This window comes from Priestia sp. SB1 (assembly GCF_038898415.1).
The window spans coordinates 160,525-177,235 of record NZ_JBBJSS010000005.1 but is presented as its reverse complement, the minus strand read 5'-3'; the positions used below and the strand labels follow the sequence as shown (position 1 = coordinate 177,235).

Genomic DNA, 16,711 nt, shown 5'->3' with positions numbered 1-16,711 from the left:
GTGAACAGTGCCCGAAACACTAACATCTCATTTAAAATTAATAGTAAAATAACGCTATTAGAAACGGAATGAAAGTAGGTCAAGAAATGAAACTATTATTAGCATGTCAAAAGCAGCCTTATCGGATCTTAGAAATGATTATGGTGTTTTTCACTTTAATTTTTGTCGTACTGTCGTTTTTTGATTACCGTCAGCTGTTTTTTCTCGTGTTTACCCTTGGAATTGTATTTGCTATTCGAGCGTTTGAAATGCAAGAAGGAGAGAAAAAGACGCAAGGAAACATCTGGCTGCTTGTCGGTGTTGTCATGATTTTGCTAGACATAGTTTTATTTGTTGTATATGCCATTAATCGATCTTAACTAAAAGAAAAAGGCTTCCGTGCAGAGGTTCACCTCTAGCTGCGGAAGCTTTTTTGATTAAGGAATCATCCACGATAATACATTGGATTGTAAAAATGTTAGTAGGCAGACAATCAGCAGTAAAAATAAGCTGTGCTTCACCGTAAAACGAAGCAAATCGGATTCTTTTCCTGCTAGCCCAACCGCAGCACAGGCGACGGCGATGGACTGCGGTGAAATCATTTTACCGGTTACTCCGCCCGAAGAGTTTGCTGCAAGCGCAAGAAGCGGATCCATTCCAATAGACGTGGCCGTGATTTTTTGCAAATTGCCGAACAATAAGTTGGCTGATGTATCTGATCCTGTAATAAAAACACCAAGCCAGCCGAGTACAGGAGAGAAAAAGGGAAATAACGCGCCTGTTTTAGCTAATAGCAGTCCTAATGTTGTACTCATTCCAGAAGCATTTGTCACGTAAGCAAATGCCACAACGGACATAATCGTAAGCAGCGGCAGCGCTAATTCTTTGCACGTCTCGTTAAACGTAATAAACCATTCTTTCCAAGAGATGTTGACGATAAATTTTGTGACAACAGCAGACAACAGGATAGCTGTGCCCGCAGCGCCTAGTAATTCTAACTTATACACTGCCGCAATTGGTTCTCCATTTCCATTTAAAATTAAATTATTTAACCAAGGTACTTCTGGCATAAACGTTAAATAATGTCCGACGGAATTGATAGCGCTCAAAAAAGCGTTAGCTCCTTCATAATGTCCCGTCAGAGCGGTTTTAATTTGAGGAATTCCCCATATGGAAATAAAGATCGTTAAAATTAAAAAAGGTGACCACGCCTTTGCAATTTGAGCCCCCGTGAATGCGGGCTGACCTTGAGTTTCTCTTGGCTCAGCCGAAGCGGAAGCTACTTCATGTGCTGCTTTTTCAGACTGAAAGCGAAACGTTGTTTTCGGTTTCCAGAATTTTAAGAAAATAGCGAGCGCAAAAAGTGAAACGAGTGCCGATAAAATATCGGGAAGTTCAGGTCCTAAAAAGTTAGAGCTTACAAACTGTGTAAGAGCAAAAGAGACCCCCGATACTAGAATAGCAGGGAGTACTTCTACTGTTTTCTTAAATCCAGCCATTACAAAAACCAAATATAGCGGAATAAATACAGAAATAAAAGGAAGCTGGCGGCCTACCATTTTAGAGATTTCCATTGCGCTACTCCAGTAGGACCCTCCATAGCCGTGATAGGAATACCGATTGCACCAAAAGCAACGGGTGCTGTATTTGCTAATAAACATAAGCCCGCGGCATACAGCGGATTAAAACCTAGGCCTACCAGCAAAGCTGCTGAAATCGCAACAGGTGCGCCAAAACCAGCAGCACCTTCAAGAAAAGCCCCAAACGAAAAAGCAACCAACAAAGCTTGAAGTCTGCGATCTTCTGTAATAGATACGACAGAGGTACGAATAATATCAAACTGACCGGTTTTTACAGTTAGTTTGTAAAGAAAAACGGATGTAATGATAATCCATCCAATCGGCAGTATACCGTATACAGCTCCTTGACTAGCTGACATAAAAGCCATGCTAGCCGGCATTTTATAGGCAAGCATCGCAACGGCAAGTGCGACCAGTAAGGTTGTAATCCCAGCCATATAACCTTTCATTCGTTTAATAGCCAGAGCCCAAAAGAAGTAAAGAATAGGAATCAAAGCGATTAATGAAGACCAAATGACGCTGTTTCCTACAGGAGTGAACTGCTGTGTCCATGTCATAACTAACACCTCATTTTCAAATTAGTGAACTACGAATTTAGTAAAACGAAACCATTAAAACTACGATGATAAGGTCATCTGATGACTTATGTAAAAATGAATTCGCTTACATTATATTCTAATCCTTTCGTGATAGGCAAGTACTAAAAGAAACTTTTTTCTAAAGAACGGACATTTTTTTGTTGATAAGAAGAAAATACTGGTTGAAAATCCCAAGAATAGGTGATTAAATGATTGTAAGCGCTTAAAATATATCTTTTCATCTATTCTACTAATTATTCTTCTTATTAATCTACTACTTTCAGTCGTATTATACATGGCACTTCTGTATGTTATTAGTGAAACGTTGTTTGCTATTACAAAACGAGAGGAGTCAATTTATTGAGTACGTTAGAACTTCCAGGTCATTTAAAATCCATTTTATCTCATCCTTCCACACTTGAAGAACAGCATATGAATCACTTCCTTGGAAATAACGGGTCCGTGCATGTTAAGCCAACTTCAGAACAAGAAATAGCAGCCGTTTTAAGGTATGCGGCGGAACACGGAAAAAAAGTCATCATTGAAGGGAACGGTACCAAAAAAGGCTTTGGCGGGCTTATAGACACAGCAGATCTTTTGCTTTCGCTGACTGAATACAGCGGAATTGTTGAACATACAGTATGCGATATGACGGTTACTGTAAAAGCTGGTACGCCGTTTGGAGAGCTGCAAACGTATTTAAAAACGTACAATCAGCAAGTTTCACTTGATCCAGCTCTAGGAGACTACGCTACAATCGGCGGAGTTATTGCAGCGAATGAAAGTGGCCCAAAGCGCTTGTCTTATGGATCAGCTCGAGATGCAGTAATCGGTATGAGAGTCGTATATTCAGATGGAACCATTGTTCGTTCAGGGGGGAAAGTCGTCAAGAACGTGGCTGGCTATGATATGAATAAGCTGTTTATTGGTTCAATGGGAACGCTCGGCGTTATATCCGAAATAACGTTAAAGCTGCGTCCGCTGCCCAAGTATCAAAGCGTTCTTTTTCTTTCTTTTTCAACAGGCAATATCGAAGAAATTCATGCGTTTGTTAGCAAAGTCTTAGACTCCATGATAGAGCCCGTTTCCTTGGAATTATTAAATCCTTCTCTAGCTGAAGATGTAATAGGGCAGCATCTGTTTACGCTTGTAATCAGCTTTGAAGATGTGGAAAGTTCCGTTCATTATCAAGAGAATTACATCAAAAGCATCCAGCCGTCTGATACGATTTTAAAAGTGCTTCATGAAAAAGAAGCCGAGGTATTTTGGGGATTTTTTAGTAACATTAGTCCAAATGGTGCATGCTGTTCTTTCGAAGAGGAAACGGAAGCCACTTTAAAAGTCGGTGTACCAAATATGAATGTACTTGACGTGATAAACAAAAGTACTGCTTTAAAAACATCCCTTCCCATGCTGGTAAAAGCACATGGAGGAGTTGGACACGGTCTTTGCTCAGTCTACATAAAGGGCTCAGAAGAAGCCATTCTTTCCGTTATCACTTCATTTACTGAAACAGCTAAAACGTACGGAGGATATGTGGTCGTTAAACATTTGCCTTTTATACTGCGTCAAAAAGTCAATGTATGGGGAGAAAAACCTTCTCATTTTCCGTTACTAGCAGGAATTAAAGCAAAGGTGGACGCTAAAAATGTGCTTAACTATAAACGATTTATAGGAGGAATCTAAGTGAATTCAGCGAAAGTGGATATCAAAGATGCTCCATGTCAAAGCGTTAGCAATTATTTGTGGAAAGACGCGCCAGACGAAAAAAAATGGGCGGATTGTGTACACTGCGGAATGTGCTTGGAGTCTTGTCCTACCTACGAAATAACGGGGCAAGAACAGCATTCACCAAGAGGACGCGTGCACCTTATCAAATCGGTAGCAGAAGGAAAGATAAGCGTGAATGAACAGTTTACAGATCCTGTATTTGCTTGTTTGGACTGCCGTGCCTGTACAACTGCTTGTCCTGCAAATGTAGACGTTGGCGGACTCATTGAAGAAGCTCGCGGCCAAATTCGTCAGGCGATGCCTTTGACGGGATGGAAAGGAATGATCAGCAAGTTTTTTCTAAAAGAACTTTTTCCTCATTCTCATCGCTTAGAAGCTGCAGGAAGTCTATTGAAGCTGTATCAAAAAAGCGGGATGCAAAAAATGGTTCGCACAACAGGCATGTTAAATATGATGCCAACACATCTAGCAGAAATGGAACATGTAATGCCTAAAATTACCCGTTCTGTTCGAAAAAAATATAAAAAAGAACGCGTTCTAAAAGCAAAAGCCGAAAGAAAAGCCGAAGTTGCTTTTTTAACGGGCTGCATTATGGACGTCATGTTCAGTGATATTAACGAAGCGACTCTTAATGTATTAAGAAGAAACGGCAACGACGTTGTTATTCCTCAGTCTCAGACGTGCTGTGGTGCTTTGCACGTTCATGCAGGAGACCGAGACATGGGAAGGCAGCTTGCCAAAAAAAATATAGAGGCGTTTCAACATGCCGATACTATTATTGTAAACGCTGCAGGATGCGGCTGCATGTTAAAAGAGTATCCTGAACTATTTAGAGAAGAAGAGCAAGAGTGGCTTGAAAAAGCCGAAGTCTTTGCTGAAAAAGTCCAAGATATTTCAAAATACCTTCACGATACGGGATATCGCCCTCCGCAGGCGAAGCTGCATACGCGCATTACGTACCACGATGCTTGTCATTTAGCTCATGGTCAAGGAGTCAGAGAAGAACCAAGAGATATTTTGCTTTCTATTCCAGGAGTGGAAATGGTTCATATGGCTAACGCAGACAGATGCTGTGGAAGCGCAGGAATTTATAATTTAACAAACCCTGAAATGGCGGGAGCCGTACTCCAAAATAAAATGGAACATATCCCTGATGATGTAGAAATGATTTCAATGGGAAACCCAGGATGTATGCTGCAGATGGCAGTAGGAGTAAAAAAATATGGACGAAGTCAGCAAATTGTTCACACGGTACAGCTTTTGGAGTGGGCCTATCAAAAAGAAGAGGAGGAAGCGCATCGTGTTGAAGAAAAATAGAATAAAAGATCTTCACGTAAAAAACCTTTCTCAACTAGTAGATGCTCATTCTATTTTGTATCATAAAGAAGATTTACTTGCGTACGACTGCGATGGGTTTACCATTCATAGACATTTGCCTAAAGCAGTGGTATTTCCTCAAAATACGAAAGAAGTTTCTAGCATTGTTAAATACTGCAATGAACATGACTTGCCTTTTCTTGCAAGAGGAGCAGGCACAGGACTGAGCGGAGGAGCGATTCCGCTTAATAACGAAGTGGTTATTAGTTTAGTGAAAATGAAGCGGCTGCTTAGCGTCGACTATGAAAACAGACGTGCCGTTGTAGAGCCCGGATTTATTAATCTTAAGTTAACTAATTCAATCTCTGAAAAAGGATATTATTATGCACCCGATCCTTCGAGTCAGTATTGCTGCACCATTGGTGGAAATGTAGCGGAAAACGCGGGAGGGGCACACTGTCTAAAATATGGCGTAACTACCAACCATATTTTAGGGCTAGAGGTGGTGCTTCCAAATGGAGATGTGATTGAACTTGGCAAGCAAGGTATTCCAGATGAACCGGGATATGATTTATTAGGACTTTTAACAGGATCAGAAGGGACGTTAGGAATCGTTACAAAAATTACGGTGCGCATTTTGAAAAACCCCGAAGCCAAACAAACGGTACTTGCCTATTTCGACCGCGTAGAAGACGGCAGTCAAGCGGTATCCGACATTATATCAGCCGGCATTGTGCCCGCTGCGCTTGAAATGATGGATAAAACCGCCATTGAAGGAGTGGAAGCTGCTGCGTTTCCAGTCGGACACCCTAGAGATATTGAAGCTCTTTTATTAATTGAAGTAGACGGCATTTCAGCCGGTATCGAAGAGCAAATCATACGTATTTTAGACGTATGCAAAAAACAAAACGTACGGGAAGTGAAAGTAGCTGAAAGTGAAGAAGAGCGCGCCAGGTGGTGGGCAAATCGCAAAACAGGATTTGGAGCGATGGGAGCTATATCCCCTGACTACCTCGTACAAGACGGCGTTATTCCAAGAAGTAAACTGCCTCAAGTGCTGAAGCGAATCAACAAAATTAGCGAAGAATCTGGCCTTCGCATTGCCAATATTTTTCACGCTGGAGACGGGAACTTGCATCCGCTTGTATTATTTGATGCTAGAAAGCCGGGGGAAACTGAAAAAGCACTCGAAGCCGGAAGCGCATGTTTGCAAGTATGTGCAGAAGTAGGAGGAACGATTACCGGGGAACACGGTGTGGGCATTGAAAAAAAAGAAGAAATGCGATTTGTTTTTAATGAAGATGAAATTCAAGCACAAACGAATATACGAGAAGTATTTAATCCTAAAAATCTATTAAATGCAGGAAAGCTTTTTCCAAGTCCGAGCCGCTGCGCTGAAGTCAAAAAAGAAAAGAAAAAAGTGGGTTATTTTTAGAAAATTCTTGAAAATACATTCGCTCGATGATATGATTTTTTTAACAAAAATAAAACGCTGTTTTGTAATAAGAAACAGTACCGCATATGTTCGTCTTAACCATTTTGGCAAAAAGAATTGAAAGCGCGTCCAAATTTAAAAATGTAAAGAAGTAAGAGGAGGAAACAGACGGTGACAAATTACAAACAAGTTGGAAATCTGAAAGTAGCTCCAGTTCTCTATCAATTTATTAATGAGGAAGCTCTCCCGGGCAGCGGCCTAAGTACAGAAAATTTTTGGTCTGATTTTGAAGCGTTAGTAACTGAGTTAACACCCGTAAATAAACGTTTGTTAGAAAAGCGTGATCAGCTTCAAGCTCAAATTAATGCATGGCATCAAGAAAATCCTGACGGTGACTTTAACGAATACAAATCGTTTTTAACGAGAATTGGCTATTTAGAAGACAAGGCAGAAGATTTTCTTATTGGTACAGAAGGAGTAGACAGCGAAATTGCCTATCAAGCGGGACCACAGCTTGTGGTACCAGTGAATAACGCTCGGTATGCTATTAACGCTGCTAATGCACGCTGGGGTAGTCTCTACGATGCACTTTACGGCACTGATGCAATCAGTGAAGAAAATGGAGCTTCGCGCACGAGTTCTTATAATCCAATTCGAGGAGAAAAAGTTATTGCGTTTGCAAAGAATTTTCTTGATGAAGTTATTCCGCTCGTTCAGTCTTCTCATGCAGAAGTGGTTCAGTACAGTCTTGAAAATGGAAAGCTTGTTGCTCAATTAAACGATGGCAGTTTAACAGAGTTACAGGAAGAAGATAAATTTGTAGGGTATCAAGGAGAAGAAGAAAGCCCTGATGCTCTTTTATTCAAAAACAACGGCCTGCATTTTGAAGTTCAAATTGATCGTACGGATTCGATTGGTAAAACAGACGATGCGGGTGTAAAAGATATTTTAATGGAAGCAGCTCTTACGACGATTATGGACTGTGAAGATTCAGTAGCGGCAGTAGACGCAGAAGACAAAGTAGACGTTTACCGCAACTGGCTGGGATTAATGAAAGGTGATTTGACGTCTACTTTTAAAAAAGGAAGTCAAAACATGACAAGGCGTTTAAATCCAGACCGTACCTATATTTCTCCCCACAAGGAAAAGATTTCACTGTCTGGCCGTTCGCTTATGTTTGTTCGAAACGTTGGGCATTTAATGACAAACAGCGCTGTTTTAGATCGAAATGGCAACGAAATCTATGAAGGTATTTTAGACAGCGTGATTACTAGTTTAATTGCCAAACACACCTTGCTTAAAAACGGTACGTATCAAAATTCTAAAAAGAGCTCTATCTATATCGTTAAACCGAAAATGCACGGCTCCAAAGAAGTGGCTTTTGCCAACACGTTATTTAATTCAATTGAAGATATGCTAGGGCTTGAGCGTCATACGATTAAAATTGGCGTAATGGACGAAGAGCGCCGCACAACGCTTAATTTAAAAGCGTGCATCAAAGAAGTAAAAGACCGAGTGGCGTTTATTAATACTGGATTTTTGGATCGAACAGGTGACGAAATTCACACTTCTATGGAAGCAGGCGCTGTTATTCGTAAAAATGATATGAAGGCGTCTAAATGGCTTCAAGGCTACGAGCAGTCTAATGTAAATGTAGGGTTAGCAAGCGGGTTCCAAGGCCGCGCTCAAATCGGAAAAGGAATGTGGGCAATGCCGGATATGATGGCCGAAATGCTGAAACAAAAAGTGGGGCATTTAAAAGCAGGAGCGAATACGGCATGGGTGCCTTCACCAACCGCAGCAACGCTTCATGCTCTTCACTATCATCAAATTGATGTAAGAGATGTTCAAAACGAATTGCTTACTAAGTCCACTGATTTACAAGATGACATTTTGCAAATTCCTGTGGCCGAAAAACCAAATTGGAGCAAAGATGAAATCCAGCAGGAGCTAGACAACAACGCTCAAGGAATACTCGGCTATGTAGTAAGATGGGTCGACCAAGGAGTAGGGTGCTCAAAAGTACCGGATATTAATAATGTAGGGCTAATGGAAGACCGGGCAACGCTTCGTATTTCCAGTCAGCACGTAGCCAACTGGCTTCATCATGGGATTTGTACAAAAGAACAAGTAACGGAAACGCTAAAGCGAATGGCAAAAGTAGTGGATCAACAAAATGAAAATGATCCTCTGTATCAGCCAATGTCATCGAACTACAGCGCATCCATTGCTTTTCAGGCAGCCTGCGATTTAGTATTTCAAGGCTATGATCAGCCAAACGGCTATACGGAGCCCATTTTACACCGCCGTCGTATCGAAGCAAAGGCAAAAGCAGCTATAAAACAGTAAAAAAACGGCCTGTCAGCATAGAGATGGCAGGCTGTACTTACATCTTAAGAACCTGACTACCTACGATCCTTATTAAAACAAAGCAAATGGGAAAAGGAGTTATGTCATGAAATTTGTAAGGTTTGCTATACAAGATAGCCGTCATACAGGTGTACTAAAAGAGGATACGATCAGCGTTATTGAAGGAAATATATTTGAGAAGTGGGACTATACAGGGCAGACTTTTTCACCGAGTGAAGTAAGGCTTTTGGCTCCTTTAGAGCCGAATCAAATTATTGGAATAGGCGCTAATTATGCAGCTGCAAAGTCGGAGCTGCCAAAAGAAATGCCTTCTATTCCTGTCTTCTTTTTTAAGCCCACATCCTCTGTGATTGGTCCAAACGAAGACATTGTTATTCCAACTGCTATTAAGCACGTTAAGTTTGAATCTGAGCTTGCAGTTGTTATTGGAAAAGAAGCGAAGAACATCGCAGTAGAAGACGTACAGGACTATATATTTGGGTATACAATTGGAAACGATGTAACGGCTCCGGATTATTTTCATAAAGACGGGCACTGGACCATTGGAAAATCCTTTGATTCATTTACGCCTCTTGGCCCCGTAATCGAAACAGAGCTTGATTTTAAGTCGATTCATGTAAAAGCGTTTTTAAATGGCGTTGAAAAACAAAACAGCTCGACAGATTTAATGATTATTTCGGTTGGAGAAATGATTGCTTACCTATCTACTGTTATGACCCTTAAGCCGGGAGATGTGGTTTTAACAGGAAGTCCGGTCGGCGCGGAACTGGTGAGCGCAAACGATGTTATTGCATGCACCATCCGAGAAATTGGGACCCTCCAAAATCCGTTTGTTGCAGAAAAAGAACGTGTAAACGTATAAAAGTGATAAAAAATGCCCGGCAGTAAAATGACACATAGAGGAGAGAGGAAAAATGGAGCGAGAAAATATGGTTAAGTCTGTAAGCCGGGCATTGGACATTGTCACAATTGTCAGCATGGAAAGAGAAGGGGTAGGCGTCACAGAAATTGCAAAGCAAATGGACATTAATAAAAGCTCCGTATACCGTATTCTAACTACTCTTGCTCAGTATGGCTATATTGAACAAGATCAAGAAAGCGGGCGGTACAAGCTTGGGTATAAGTTTTTAGAAGTAAGTTCAAAGCTTTTAGATTCTATTGATCTACGAACGGAAGCAAAGCCGTTTTTGCAAGAACTTGAAAGTGAGACAAATGAAGTTATTCATCTTGTTGTCTACGATCAAGGTGAAGTAGTGTATATTGAAAAGCTAGAAGGAAATCAGACGCTGCGCATGCACTCAAAAGTGGGGAAAAGAGCGCCTATGCACTGTACGTCTGTCGGTAAAGCTATCCTAGCTTTTTTACCGCTTAACACGGTAACAAGCATTCTTGAAAGAAAAGGCTTACCAGCTCATACCGATCACACCATTACAGATGAAGAAAGCTTTCTCCGGGAACTTTCAGAAGTGAAGCAAAAGGGATATGCGCTGGATTTAGAAGAAAATGAATACGGAATTACTTGCATCGCAGCCCCTATTTTTGATCACCTTGGTCAAGTCGTTGCTGCAGTCAGCATTTCCGGTGCTACGATGCGTATGACCAATGAGCGATTAACGTACCTTCAAGAACGCATGGTTGATATAGGCAAGAACATTTCGGAGCGGCTCGGCTACAAAACGGAATCTGTGAAAGACAAAAGTTTGTTCTGATTCTTAGAGAACAAACTTTTTCTATATAATAATCTGTAAAATAACGTAATTGTATTATGTAAACTATAGGCTAGGATTTTTAATTGATGTTTTATTCGTGATACAATAAAGTTGTTAGAATATATACGTAAAGGAGATAAATTATGGAACAGTTTGAGCGCAATATTGAAAAGTACGCCGAGCTAGCTGTAAAAGTCGGTGTAAACATTCAAAAAGGGCAAGTATTAAACATTAATGCTGATATTTCTTCCGCTGATTTTGTTCGTGAGATTGCGAAAAAAGCGTACGAAGCCGGAGCAAAGTCTGTTGATGTAGACTGGCATGACGATCATTTAGTTCGTTTGAAATATGAAAAAGCGGATGAATCTGTATTTAATGAATTTCCTGCTTGGAAAGCTCAGGCAAGAGAAGAGCTTGTGAAAAACGGAGGCGCTGTTTTATCTGTAATTTCAAGCGGTCCTGACTTACTAAAAGGAGTAGACGGCAAACGTATTGCTGCGTTCCAAAAAGTAAGTGGAAAAGCAATGAAAAAATTCCGTGAAGCGATCCAATCTGATAAAATCAGCTGGTCCATCGTAGCTGTTCCTTCGAAAGACTGGGCAGCTAAAGTATTTCCTGACGTTCCAGAAGAACAGCAGCAAGAAAAACTATGGGAAGCTATTTTTAAATCTGTGCGCGTAGACCAAGAAGATCCAGTGGCCGCATGGGAAGAGCATAATGCTTCATTACATACAAAAGTAGACATTTTAAATGAAAAGAGATTTTCTAAGCTTCACTATAAAGCGCCAGGAACAGATTTAACAATTGAACTTCCTGACAAACATATTTGGGTGGGCGCAGGCAGTGTTAATGAAGAGGGTAACTCGTTCATGGCCAATATGCCAACAGAAGAAGTATTTACACTTCCAAAAAAAGACGGCGTAAATGGTCAAGTAACAAGCACAAAACCGCTTAGCTACGCAGGAAACTTAATTGAAAACTTCACGCTAACATTTGAAAACGGAAAAATTGTGGATGTAAAAGCAGAAGAAGGCGAAGAAACGTTAAAGCACCTAATTGAAACAGATGAAGGTGCCAAATACTTAGGAGAAGTAGCCTTAGTACCGCATCAATCGCCAATTTCTCAGTCAAACATCATTTTCTACAACACGCTATTTGACGAAAATGCATCCAACCATTTAGCCATCGGCAGCTCGTATTCCTTCTGTTTAGAAGGCGGAAAAACGATGTCTAAAGAAGAGCTATCACAAAACGGAGCAAACGACAGCATCACCCACGTTGACTTCATGATTGGCTCAGCTGAAATGGACATCGACGGCATCAAAGCTGACGGTACAAGCGAGCCTGTGTTTAGAAAAGGGAACTGGGCGTTTTAATAAACAGTTTAATCTATGAAGTCTTTAAAATAATCAAGATAAAAAACTTATAGCCACTTCTCAGTTTATGGAAGTGGCTATAAGTTTTTTTATATAAAGAGGAGAGTAATACGTTAAGTGAATGAATTCGTAAAAATTGATTTAAATAGAATATTATTACAAATATACTTACCAAAAATTATTGTTGGGCTAAAAATAAATAATATATAAATAAAAAGAAGAATCACGGCAGGCGAACTTCACTCAGTTCCACCTTGCTGTGATTCTTCTTTTTTAACCGGAGCGTCACGCTTGAACATGTGATAGTAGGTAAACCCCAAGCATAGAGCGCCGGCGATTGAACAAAAATATTGCAAAAAACGGACGAAATCCATTGAAATGACCTCCCATTTTCAGTTTCGCTTCTAGTATGTACAGGGAAGTGAAATAATATGTGAAAAAGGGAGGTTTTCTCTTATAGTTCGTATGGTTCTTGAAGAGTAAGGTAAGGCTGCTGATCTTCAAGACCAAGACGCTTATTTAATTGTCTTTTCATTAAATCGTACTGGTAGATGAGGTGAAATTGATTTTTTTTCGGTGTTTCACAGCGAATGTAGGTTTCTTGCCCGTTCTTGTCTGTGAAATGGATGGTTAACTCACCGAAATAGCGTTGAACAGGAGCTCCGTGAAGGCCTTTTTCATTTTTGACAACCTTTGAAAATTCTGCTCGTTGAATACGGTTAAATGGAATAATAGCTACTTGATTGATAACAAGACGCTGATCGTACATGTCAATTTTAGATATGGAAATTTGATTAATTCCTTCTGCAAATTTAACATGCCCGTTTACAGAAACAAGCGGTTTGCGATCCTCAGGATCAACAGCGCCTTGAGGTCGCTTAATGACGTAGAAGCTAGCTACGCCAAGTGCTACGATACCAACCACAACAATAAGTGCAAACATCATTTTGCATTCCACCTCCTGAGTATAGATGTGTAATCTGAATTTAACAGCAAGCTGTTTCAGTTGCCATATTGCCTCAACAATGAGGATAGAGAAAAGCAGTTCGGCAGTTCATTATAAGTATATACATACGTTCGACAATATGGTGTGATATTCCTTCTTATTATGACTTTTTTACGACAAAATGGGCAAAACTCTTTCCGAAAATGAAGTGAATCAGTTACAATTTAAGGATAAGGTACCAAATTTCTTTTCTATCTCAAAAAAGTGCAGAAAAGCGTAAAAAATTCTAGGTACTTTCTCATATTTTTACTATTTTTATAGAATTTATTCCAATTTCTAATCCTTTATCGTGTATAATCTCTTGTGTGCAGCATGATATACATAAAGGTGTAAGGAGGCACAGTTCATTGTCTTTATCAGCAAAAAAGATATTATTATTAGTTTTAGTAGTTATATGTTTAGTGTTAGTTGTGATGCAATTCATAAATCGATCAGCAGAGCCGACTTCTGGACAGGCCCAAGAAACACTGAGTAAGCTTCCTGAACAAGAAACCGTTAAAGAAAAAGCGAAAGGCGACGAGGAAGCGCACAAATATCGAGTGTATTATATTACTATTGAAAAAATCGAAAATGGTACATACAGCGGAACAACAAAAGAAGGAACGGGCATTAAATTTTCCGATAAAAATTTAAATGAACCGATTCCAAGCAATTTGAAAAAAGGGGATATCGTTAAAGCATACTTTGATCTTGAATATAGCACGAAAGGTCTAGTCAAAGTAGAAAAGGTAGACGAGATACCCGATGATGACGAGAGCTCAAGTTAATTGAGCTCTTTTTTTGTGTTTTACGAATGTGGTAAAATATTGAATATATAGATACGATACAGGGGGAAGAAGATGATAGCAGCAATTATAGTAGTAGCGGTAATTCTTTTAGTTTTGATTATTAAAGGGGTTGCAAAGTCGAGAAGATTTCGCTTCTATAAAGAGGAGCTTCCAGATGAGCTCGGAATACATAAAGATAATGGCTTTGAAGATATTGTTCATTCACTAGAAGATTCTTTACCGGTAGCCTATGTTCAGCAAGTGAAACAGCGCATGAAAGGAAAAAATACAAAAGACGATGAAGTGGAATGGACGTTTTTTGAGATGAAGCGCTACTTTTTATTAAATGCAGTCATCAAAGACGTACCGATGTTTAGTGCAAAAGTGGATGAAGTATGGCATGAAATGATTATGTTTACAGTAGATTATGAGCGTTTTACAGAACACTTTTTCAACCGCTTTTTGCATCACCAGCCAAATGTAGAAACAGCTCCATCCCCACAGCCGGATAAGCGAGCGTTCTTCGATTGGATGTATGCTCATTTGTTTGACATAACGGGTAACAGCCGACTGCTTTGGGGGAAATTTTTTCAGCATCCGCTTGATAAAAGTACGCTTCAAGATTTTCAAAGATTATCAGAAGATGAATTACTAGATCGCTATTTTTTAAGAAACGGCAAATGGGAAAAACAGCAGAGAGCCCTGATTCAAACGTTAAAAGAAGAAGTCACTGCTGCACGAAAAAGAAAAAAAACGGGCGGATCAACTTATTTTAAAAAAGCGGCTAAAAAAGGAAATGTATCAAACGAACTTCTTCTTCAAGGCTTTGTTTTTTATTCTCTCTACAAAGCCACCAACTTTTCAAGCCATATGAATGAACTGTTGCTATATAAAAAGACGATGTATGCGGGAGAGACAGCCTCTTACAGTGGGTATAGCTGTTCAAGCCCCTGGGAAGACAACCGCCACCATCACCACAACGATGGAGGTCATCACCATCATGACAGCGGCAGCAGCTGTTCGAGTTCAAACTGCAGCAGTTCAAGCTGTTCAAGCTCTAGCTGCGGGAGTGGGTGCAGCAGCAGCTAATAAAGTAAAAAAACTTGTATAAAACGAGTTTTTTTACTTTAAATGCAACGACGACAAAATGATTCACTGACAAGCGGTGAAAAATTTGGTATAATCGTTACGTTTTTAAAAAGGAGAGACAGCGAAAATGAATATTTTATGGGACTTTGATGGAACCATCTTTGATACCTATCCGACTATCGTGAAAGCATTCAAAGAATTACTAACAGATCAAACGATTTCAGAAGATGATATTTTAAAACAAATGAAAATATCTTCTGAAGTAGCAATCAAGCATTTTGATATTGAAAAGTCTTTGTTTGATAAACACTTCCATGTGCTCGAACAAAAAATCAATCCTAAAGATAAGCCTGCTTTTTCTCACGTAGAAGACGTACTGAGCTTTGCGGATACAAATGTAATTGTTACGCACAAGTCTAGACAATCTACGCTTGATATCCTGGCATTTTTTAATATGGAGCACTACTTCACGGAGATTATTACAAAGGATGATGGCTACAAACGAAAGCCTGATAGCGGAGCTTATGCCTATCTTCACGATAAGTATCAGCTCGATTTAGTAATTGGGGATCGCGAACTCGACTTAAAACCTGCCCGTGAACTGGGAATTAAAACATGTGCATTTCAAAATAACGATATTGAAGCAGATTATCACCTTACATCATATAATCAATTCTTTACAACGGTCGTAAATAAAAACTCGTGAAGCTATTCTTCACGAGTTTTTATTTGTTCAGGTGTATGTATTTCGGGGATTTCACCGAGCGTGTAGTTCGCTACTTTTGTAATGTTACTATTAGCAAAAAAATAAAACTCTCCGTCAACTCCGCGAATTTTTGTCGTGCGCAATCCAATTTCTTCAACAGTTCCTTTCGTATCATTTATAGATACGTGATCTCCTACTGAGAATTGATCTTCAAATAGAATAAAAAACCCATTTAAAATATCTTTAATCAAATTCTGTGCACCTAAGCCTGTAATAAACCCTGCTACGCTAATACCAGCTAAAAGTGCTTTCATATTAATTCCGATTGCCTCTAAAGACGTAATAAGTGCAATAAAATACACAACGTACATGACAATGCTCAGACAAAGTTTTTTCAGCGTTATTTCTTTTCGTTCGTTGTACCTCAGCAGTTTAGTTTTAAATCTGAAATCAAAGATTTTATTAATGACACTGCGAGCAAACCGGATGACAATTTGAGCAATGATAAAAATGAGGATAATCTTTATGATTACTTCACTAATGTCAATCCACCTACCGGTATTAAATAAAGTTTGCTGTACCCACTGTATGTATTTCATGACTAAGTCCCTTTCTTGCTTTATAAATTTTTCTCTACTGAATAGTATAATTTATTTTAAAAAATATACTACTAGAATTTATTAAGAGGCGTTTGAACTATTATTTTATTTTAATTTATTTGTATTTGGTATATGTAATGAAAACTCCTTAATTTAGAAAAAGTGAAAATCCTCAGGTATAGATATTTTTAAAACATTTCTTTATACAAATATTAAATAAAATCTTATAGCAGAGATTAGTATAGATCTTATTAGCAAACATTATATACAGATATTAAAGAAAGAAAAATCCTCTAAAAACCCAATGATATCAAGGGTTAGAAAGAAAATAGCTTTTCAATAAATAACTGTGTGGAAAATAGCCCTTTTTTGTGAACAGCATCCTTTGGCTAAAGGATGTTTTTTATCGTAGTAGATATGAAATCTATTTTATTTACTATGTTTTTTCTTCTACAATAGATGGATTTTA

Annotated in this window: 14 protein-coding genes and 1 pseudogene; 11 read left to right on the top strand and 4 right to left on the bottom strand. The window is 39.2% G+C overall.

From position 1 onward, the window contains the following. Positions 1-68: 68 nt before the first annotated feature. On the top strand, positions 69-359 hold the full coding sequence (locus WKH56_RS19075; RefSeq protein WP_013057559.1) for a hypothetical protein: 291 nt from the start codon (positions 69-71) through the stop codon (positions 357-359). Positions 360-416: 57 nt separating this feature from the next. Here WKH56_RS19075 and WKH56_RS19070 read toward each other — a convergent pair. Then, positions 417-2,116, bottom strand: a pseudogene (locus WKH56_RS19070) (L-lactate permease). A 381-nt stretch (positions 2,117-2,497) separates the two neighbouring features. Here WKH56_RS19070 and WKH56_RS19065 point away from each other — a divergent pair. The 7 genes from WKH56_RS19065 (at position 2,498) to WKH56_RS19035 (ending at position 12,075) form a co-directional block, all read left to right on the top strand. Next, entirely contained in the window at positions 2,498-3,823 is a 1,326-nt protein-coding gene (locus WKH56_RS19065) for an FAD-binding oxidoreductase (RefSeq protein ID WP_310883907.1), read from the top strand. Then, positions 3,824-5,185, top strand: coding sequence for a (Fe-S)-binding protein (locus tag WKH56_RS19060; RefSeq protein ID WP_168760953.1), 1,362 nt, complete (start codon positions 3,824-3,826; stop codon positions 5,183-5,185). Next, complete coding sequence (locus WKH56_RS19055) at positions 5,169-6,620, top strand: FAD-linked oxidase C-terminal domain-containing protein (RefSeq protein WP_168760952.1); 1,452 nt, start codon at positions 5,169-5,171, stop codon at positions 6,618-6,620. Before WKH56_RS19060 ends, WKH56_RS19055 begins: the two co-directional genes overlap by 17 nt. Positions 6,621-6,791: 171 nt before the next feature. Continuing rightward, entirely contained in the window at positions 6,792-8,969 is a 2,178-nt protein-coding gene (locus tag WKH56_RS19050; protein ID WP_028412896.1) for a malate synthase G, read from the top strand. Between the two features lie 106 nt (positions 8,970-9,075). Then, positions 9,076-9,852 (top strand): fumarylacetoacetate hydrolase family protein, encoded by a 777-nt coding sequence (locus WKH56_RS19045; protein ID WP_168760950.1) that lies wholly within the window; start codon positions 9,076-9,078, stop codon positions 9,850-9,852. Positions 9,853-9,904: 52 nt separating this feature from the next. After that, on the top strand, positions 9,905-10,699 hold the full coding sequence (locus WKH56_RS19040; protein ID WP_034268928.1) for an IclR family transcriptional regulator: 795 nt from the start codon (positions 9,905-9,907) through the stop codon (positions 10,697-10,699). Between the two features lie 143 nt (positions 10,700-10,842). Then, positions 10,843-12,075, top strand: coding sequence for an aminopeptidase (locus WKH56_RS19035; RefSeq protein ID WP_034268925.1), 1,233 nt, complete (start codon positions 10,843-10,845; stop codon positions 12,073-12,075). Positions 12,076-12,314: 239 nt separating this feature from the next. On the opposite strand, the gene WKH56_RS19030 is transcribed toward WKH56_RS19035, so the two are convergent. Both WKH56_RS19030 and WKH56_RS19025 read right to left on the bottom strand, forming a co-directional pair. Beyond that, positions 12,315-12,449: a hypothetical protein gene (locus WKH56_RS19030; protein WP_014459590.1), complete on the bottom strand. Its 135-nt coding sequence runs from the start codon at positions 12,447-12,449 to the stop codon at positions 12,315-12,317. Positions 12,450-12,529: 80 nt separating this feature from the next. Next, positions 12,530-13,021 (bottom strand): hypothetical protein, encoded by a 492-nt coding sequence (locus WKH56_RS19025; RefSeq protein WP_028409022.1) that lies wholly within the window; start codon positions 13,019-13,021, stop codon positions 12,530-12,532. A 407-nt stretch (positions 13,022-13,428) separates the two neighbouring features. Between WKH56_RS19025 and WKH56_RS19020 the strand changes: the two genes are divergently transcribed. From WKH56_RS19020 to WKH56_RS19010, 3 genes are all read left to right on the top strand, one after another. Beyond that, positions 13,429-13,848 carry a hypothetical protein gene (locus tag WKH56_RS19020; protein WP_028412901.1) on the top strand — a complete coding sequence of 140 codons (420 nt, stop codon included), beginning with the start codon at positions 13,429-13,431 and terminating at the stop codon, positions 13,846-13,848. Between the two features lie 72 nt (positions 13,849-13,920). After that, positions 13,921-14,937: a glycine-rich domain-containing protein gene (locus WKH56_RS19015; RefSeq protein WP_048019067.1), complete on the top strand. Its 1,017-nt coding sequence runs from the start codon at positions 13,921-13,923 to the stop codon at positions 14,935-14,937. A 127-nt stretch (positions 14,938-15,064) separates the two neighbouring features. Beyond that, positions 15,065-15,643 carry an HAD-IA family hydrolase gene (locus WKH56_RS19010; RefSeq protein WP_048019068.1) on the top strand — a complete coding sequence of 193 codons (579 nt, stop codon included), beginning with the start codon at positions 15,065-15,067 and terminating at the stop codon, positions 15,641-15,643. A gap of 2 nt (positions 15,644-15,645) precedes the next feature. Here WKH56_RS19010 and WKH56_RS19005 read toward each other — a convergent pair whose 3' ends face one another. After that, a complete protein-coding gene (locus WKH56_RS19005; RefSeq protein ID WP_028412904.1) occupies positions 15,646-16,242 on the bottom strand; it encodes a mechanosensitive ion channel family protein in 597 nt (198 codons plus the stop codon). Positions 16,243-16,711: the final 469 nt, after the last annotated feature.

Coding starts and splice junctions, on each gene's coding strand:
- WKH56_RS19075 (WP_013057559.1), top strand. CDS start 69: ATGAAAGTAGGTCAAGAAATGAAACTATTATTAGCATGTCAAAAGCAG.
- WKH56_RS19045 (WP_168760950.1), top strand. CDS start 9,076: ATGAAATTTGTAAGGTTTGCTATACAAGATAGCCGTCATACAGGTGTA.
- WKH56_RS19040 (WP_034268928.1), top strand. CDS start 9,905: ATGGAGCGAGAAAATATGGTTAAGTCTGTAAGCCGGGCATTGGACATT.
- WKH56_RS19035 (WP_034268925.1), top strand. CDS start 10,843: ATGGAACAGTTTGAGCGCAATATTGAAAAGTACGCCGAGCTAGCTGTA.
- WKH56_RS19030 (WP_014459590.1), bottom strand. CDS start 12,449: ATGGATTTCGTCCGTTTTTTGCAATATTTTTGTTCAATCGCCGGCGCT.
- WKH56_RS19025 (WP_028409022.1), bottom strand. CDS start 13,021: ATGATGTTTGCACTTATTGTTGTGGTTGGTATCGTAGCACTTGGCGTA.
- WKH56_RS19015 (WP_048019067.1), top strand. CDS start 13,921: ATGATAGCAGCAATTATAGTAGTAGCGGTAATTCTTTTAGTTTTGATT.
- WKH56_RS19010 (WP_048019068.1), top strand. CDS start 15,065: ATGAATATTTTATGGGACTTTGATGGAACCATCTTTGATACCTATCCG.
- WKH56_RS19005 (WP_028412904.1), bottom strand. CDS start 16,242: ATGAAATACATACAGTGGGTACAGCAAACTTTATTTAATACCGGTAGG.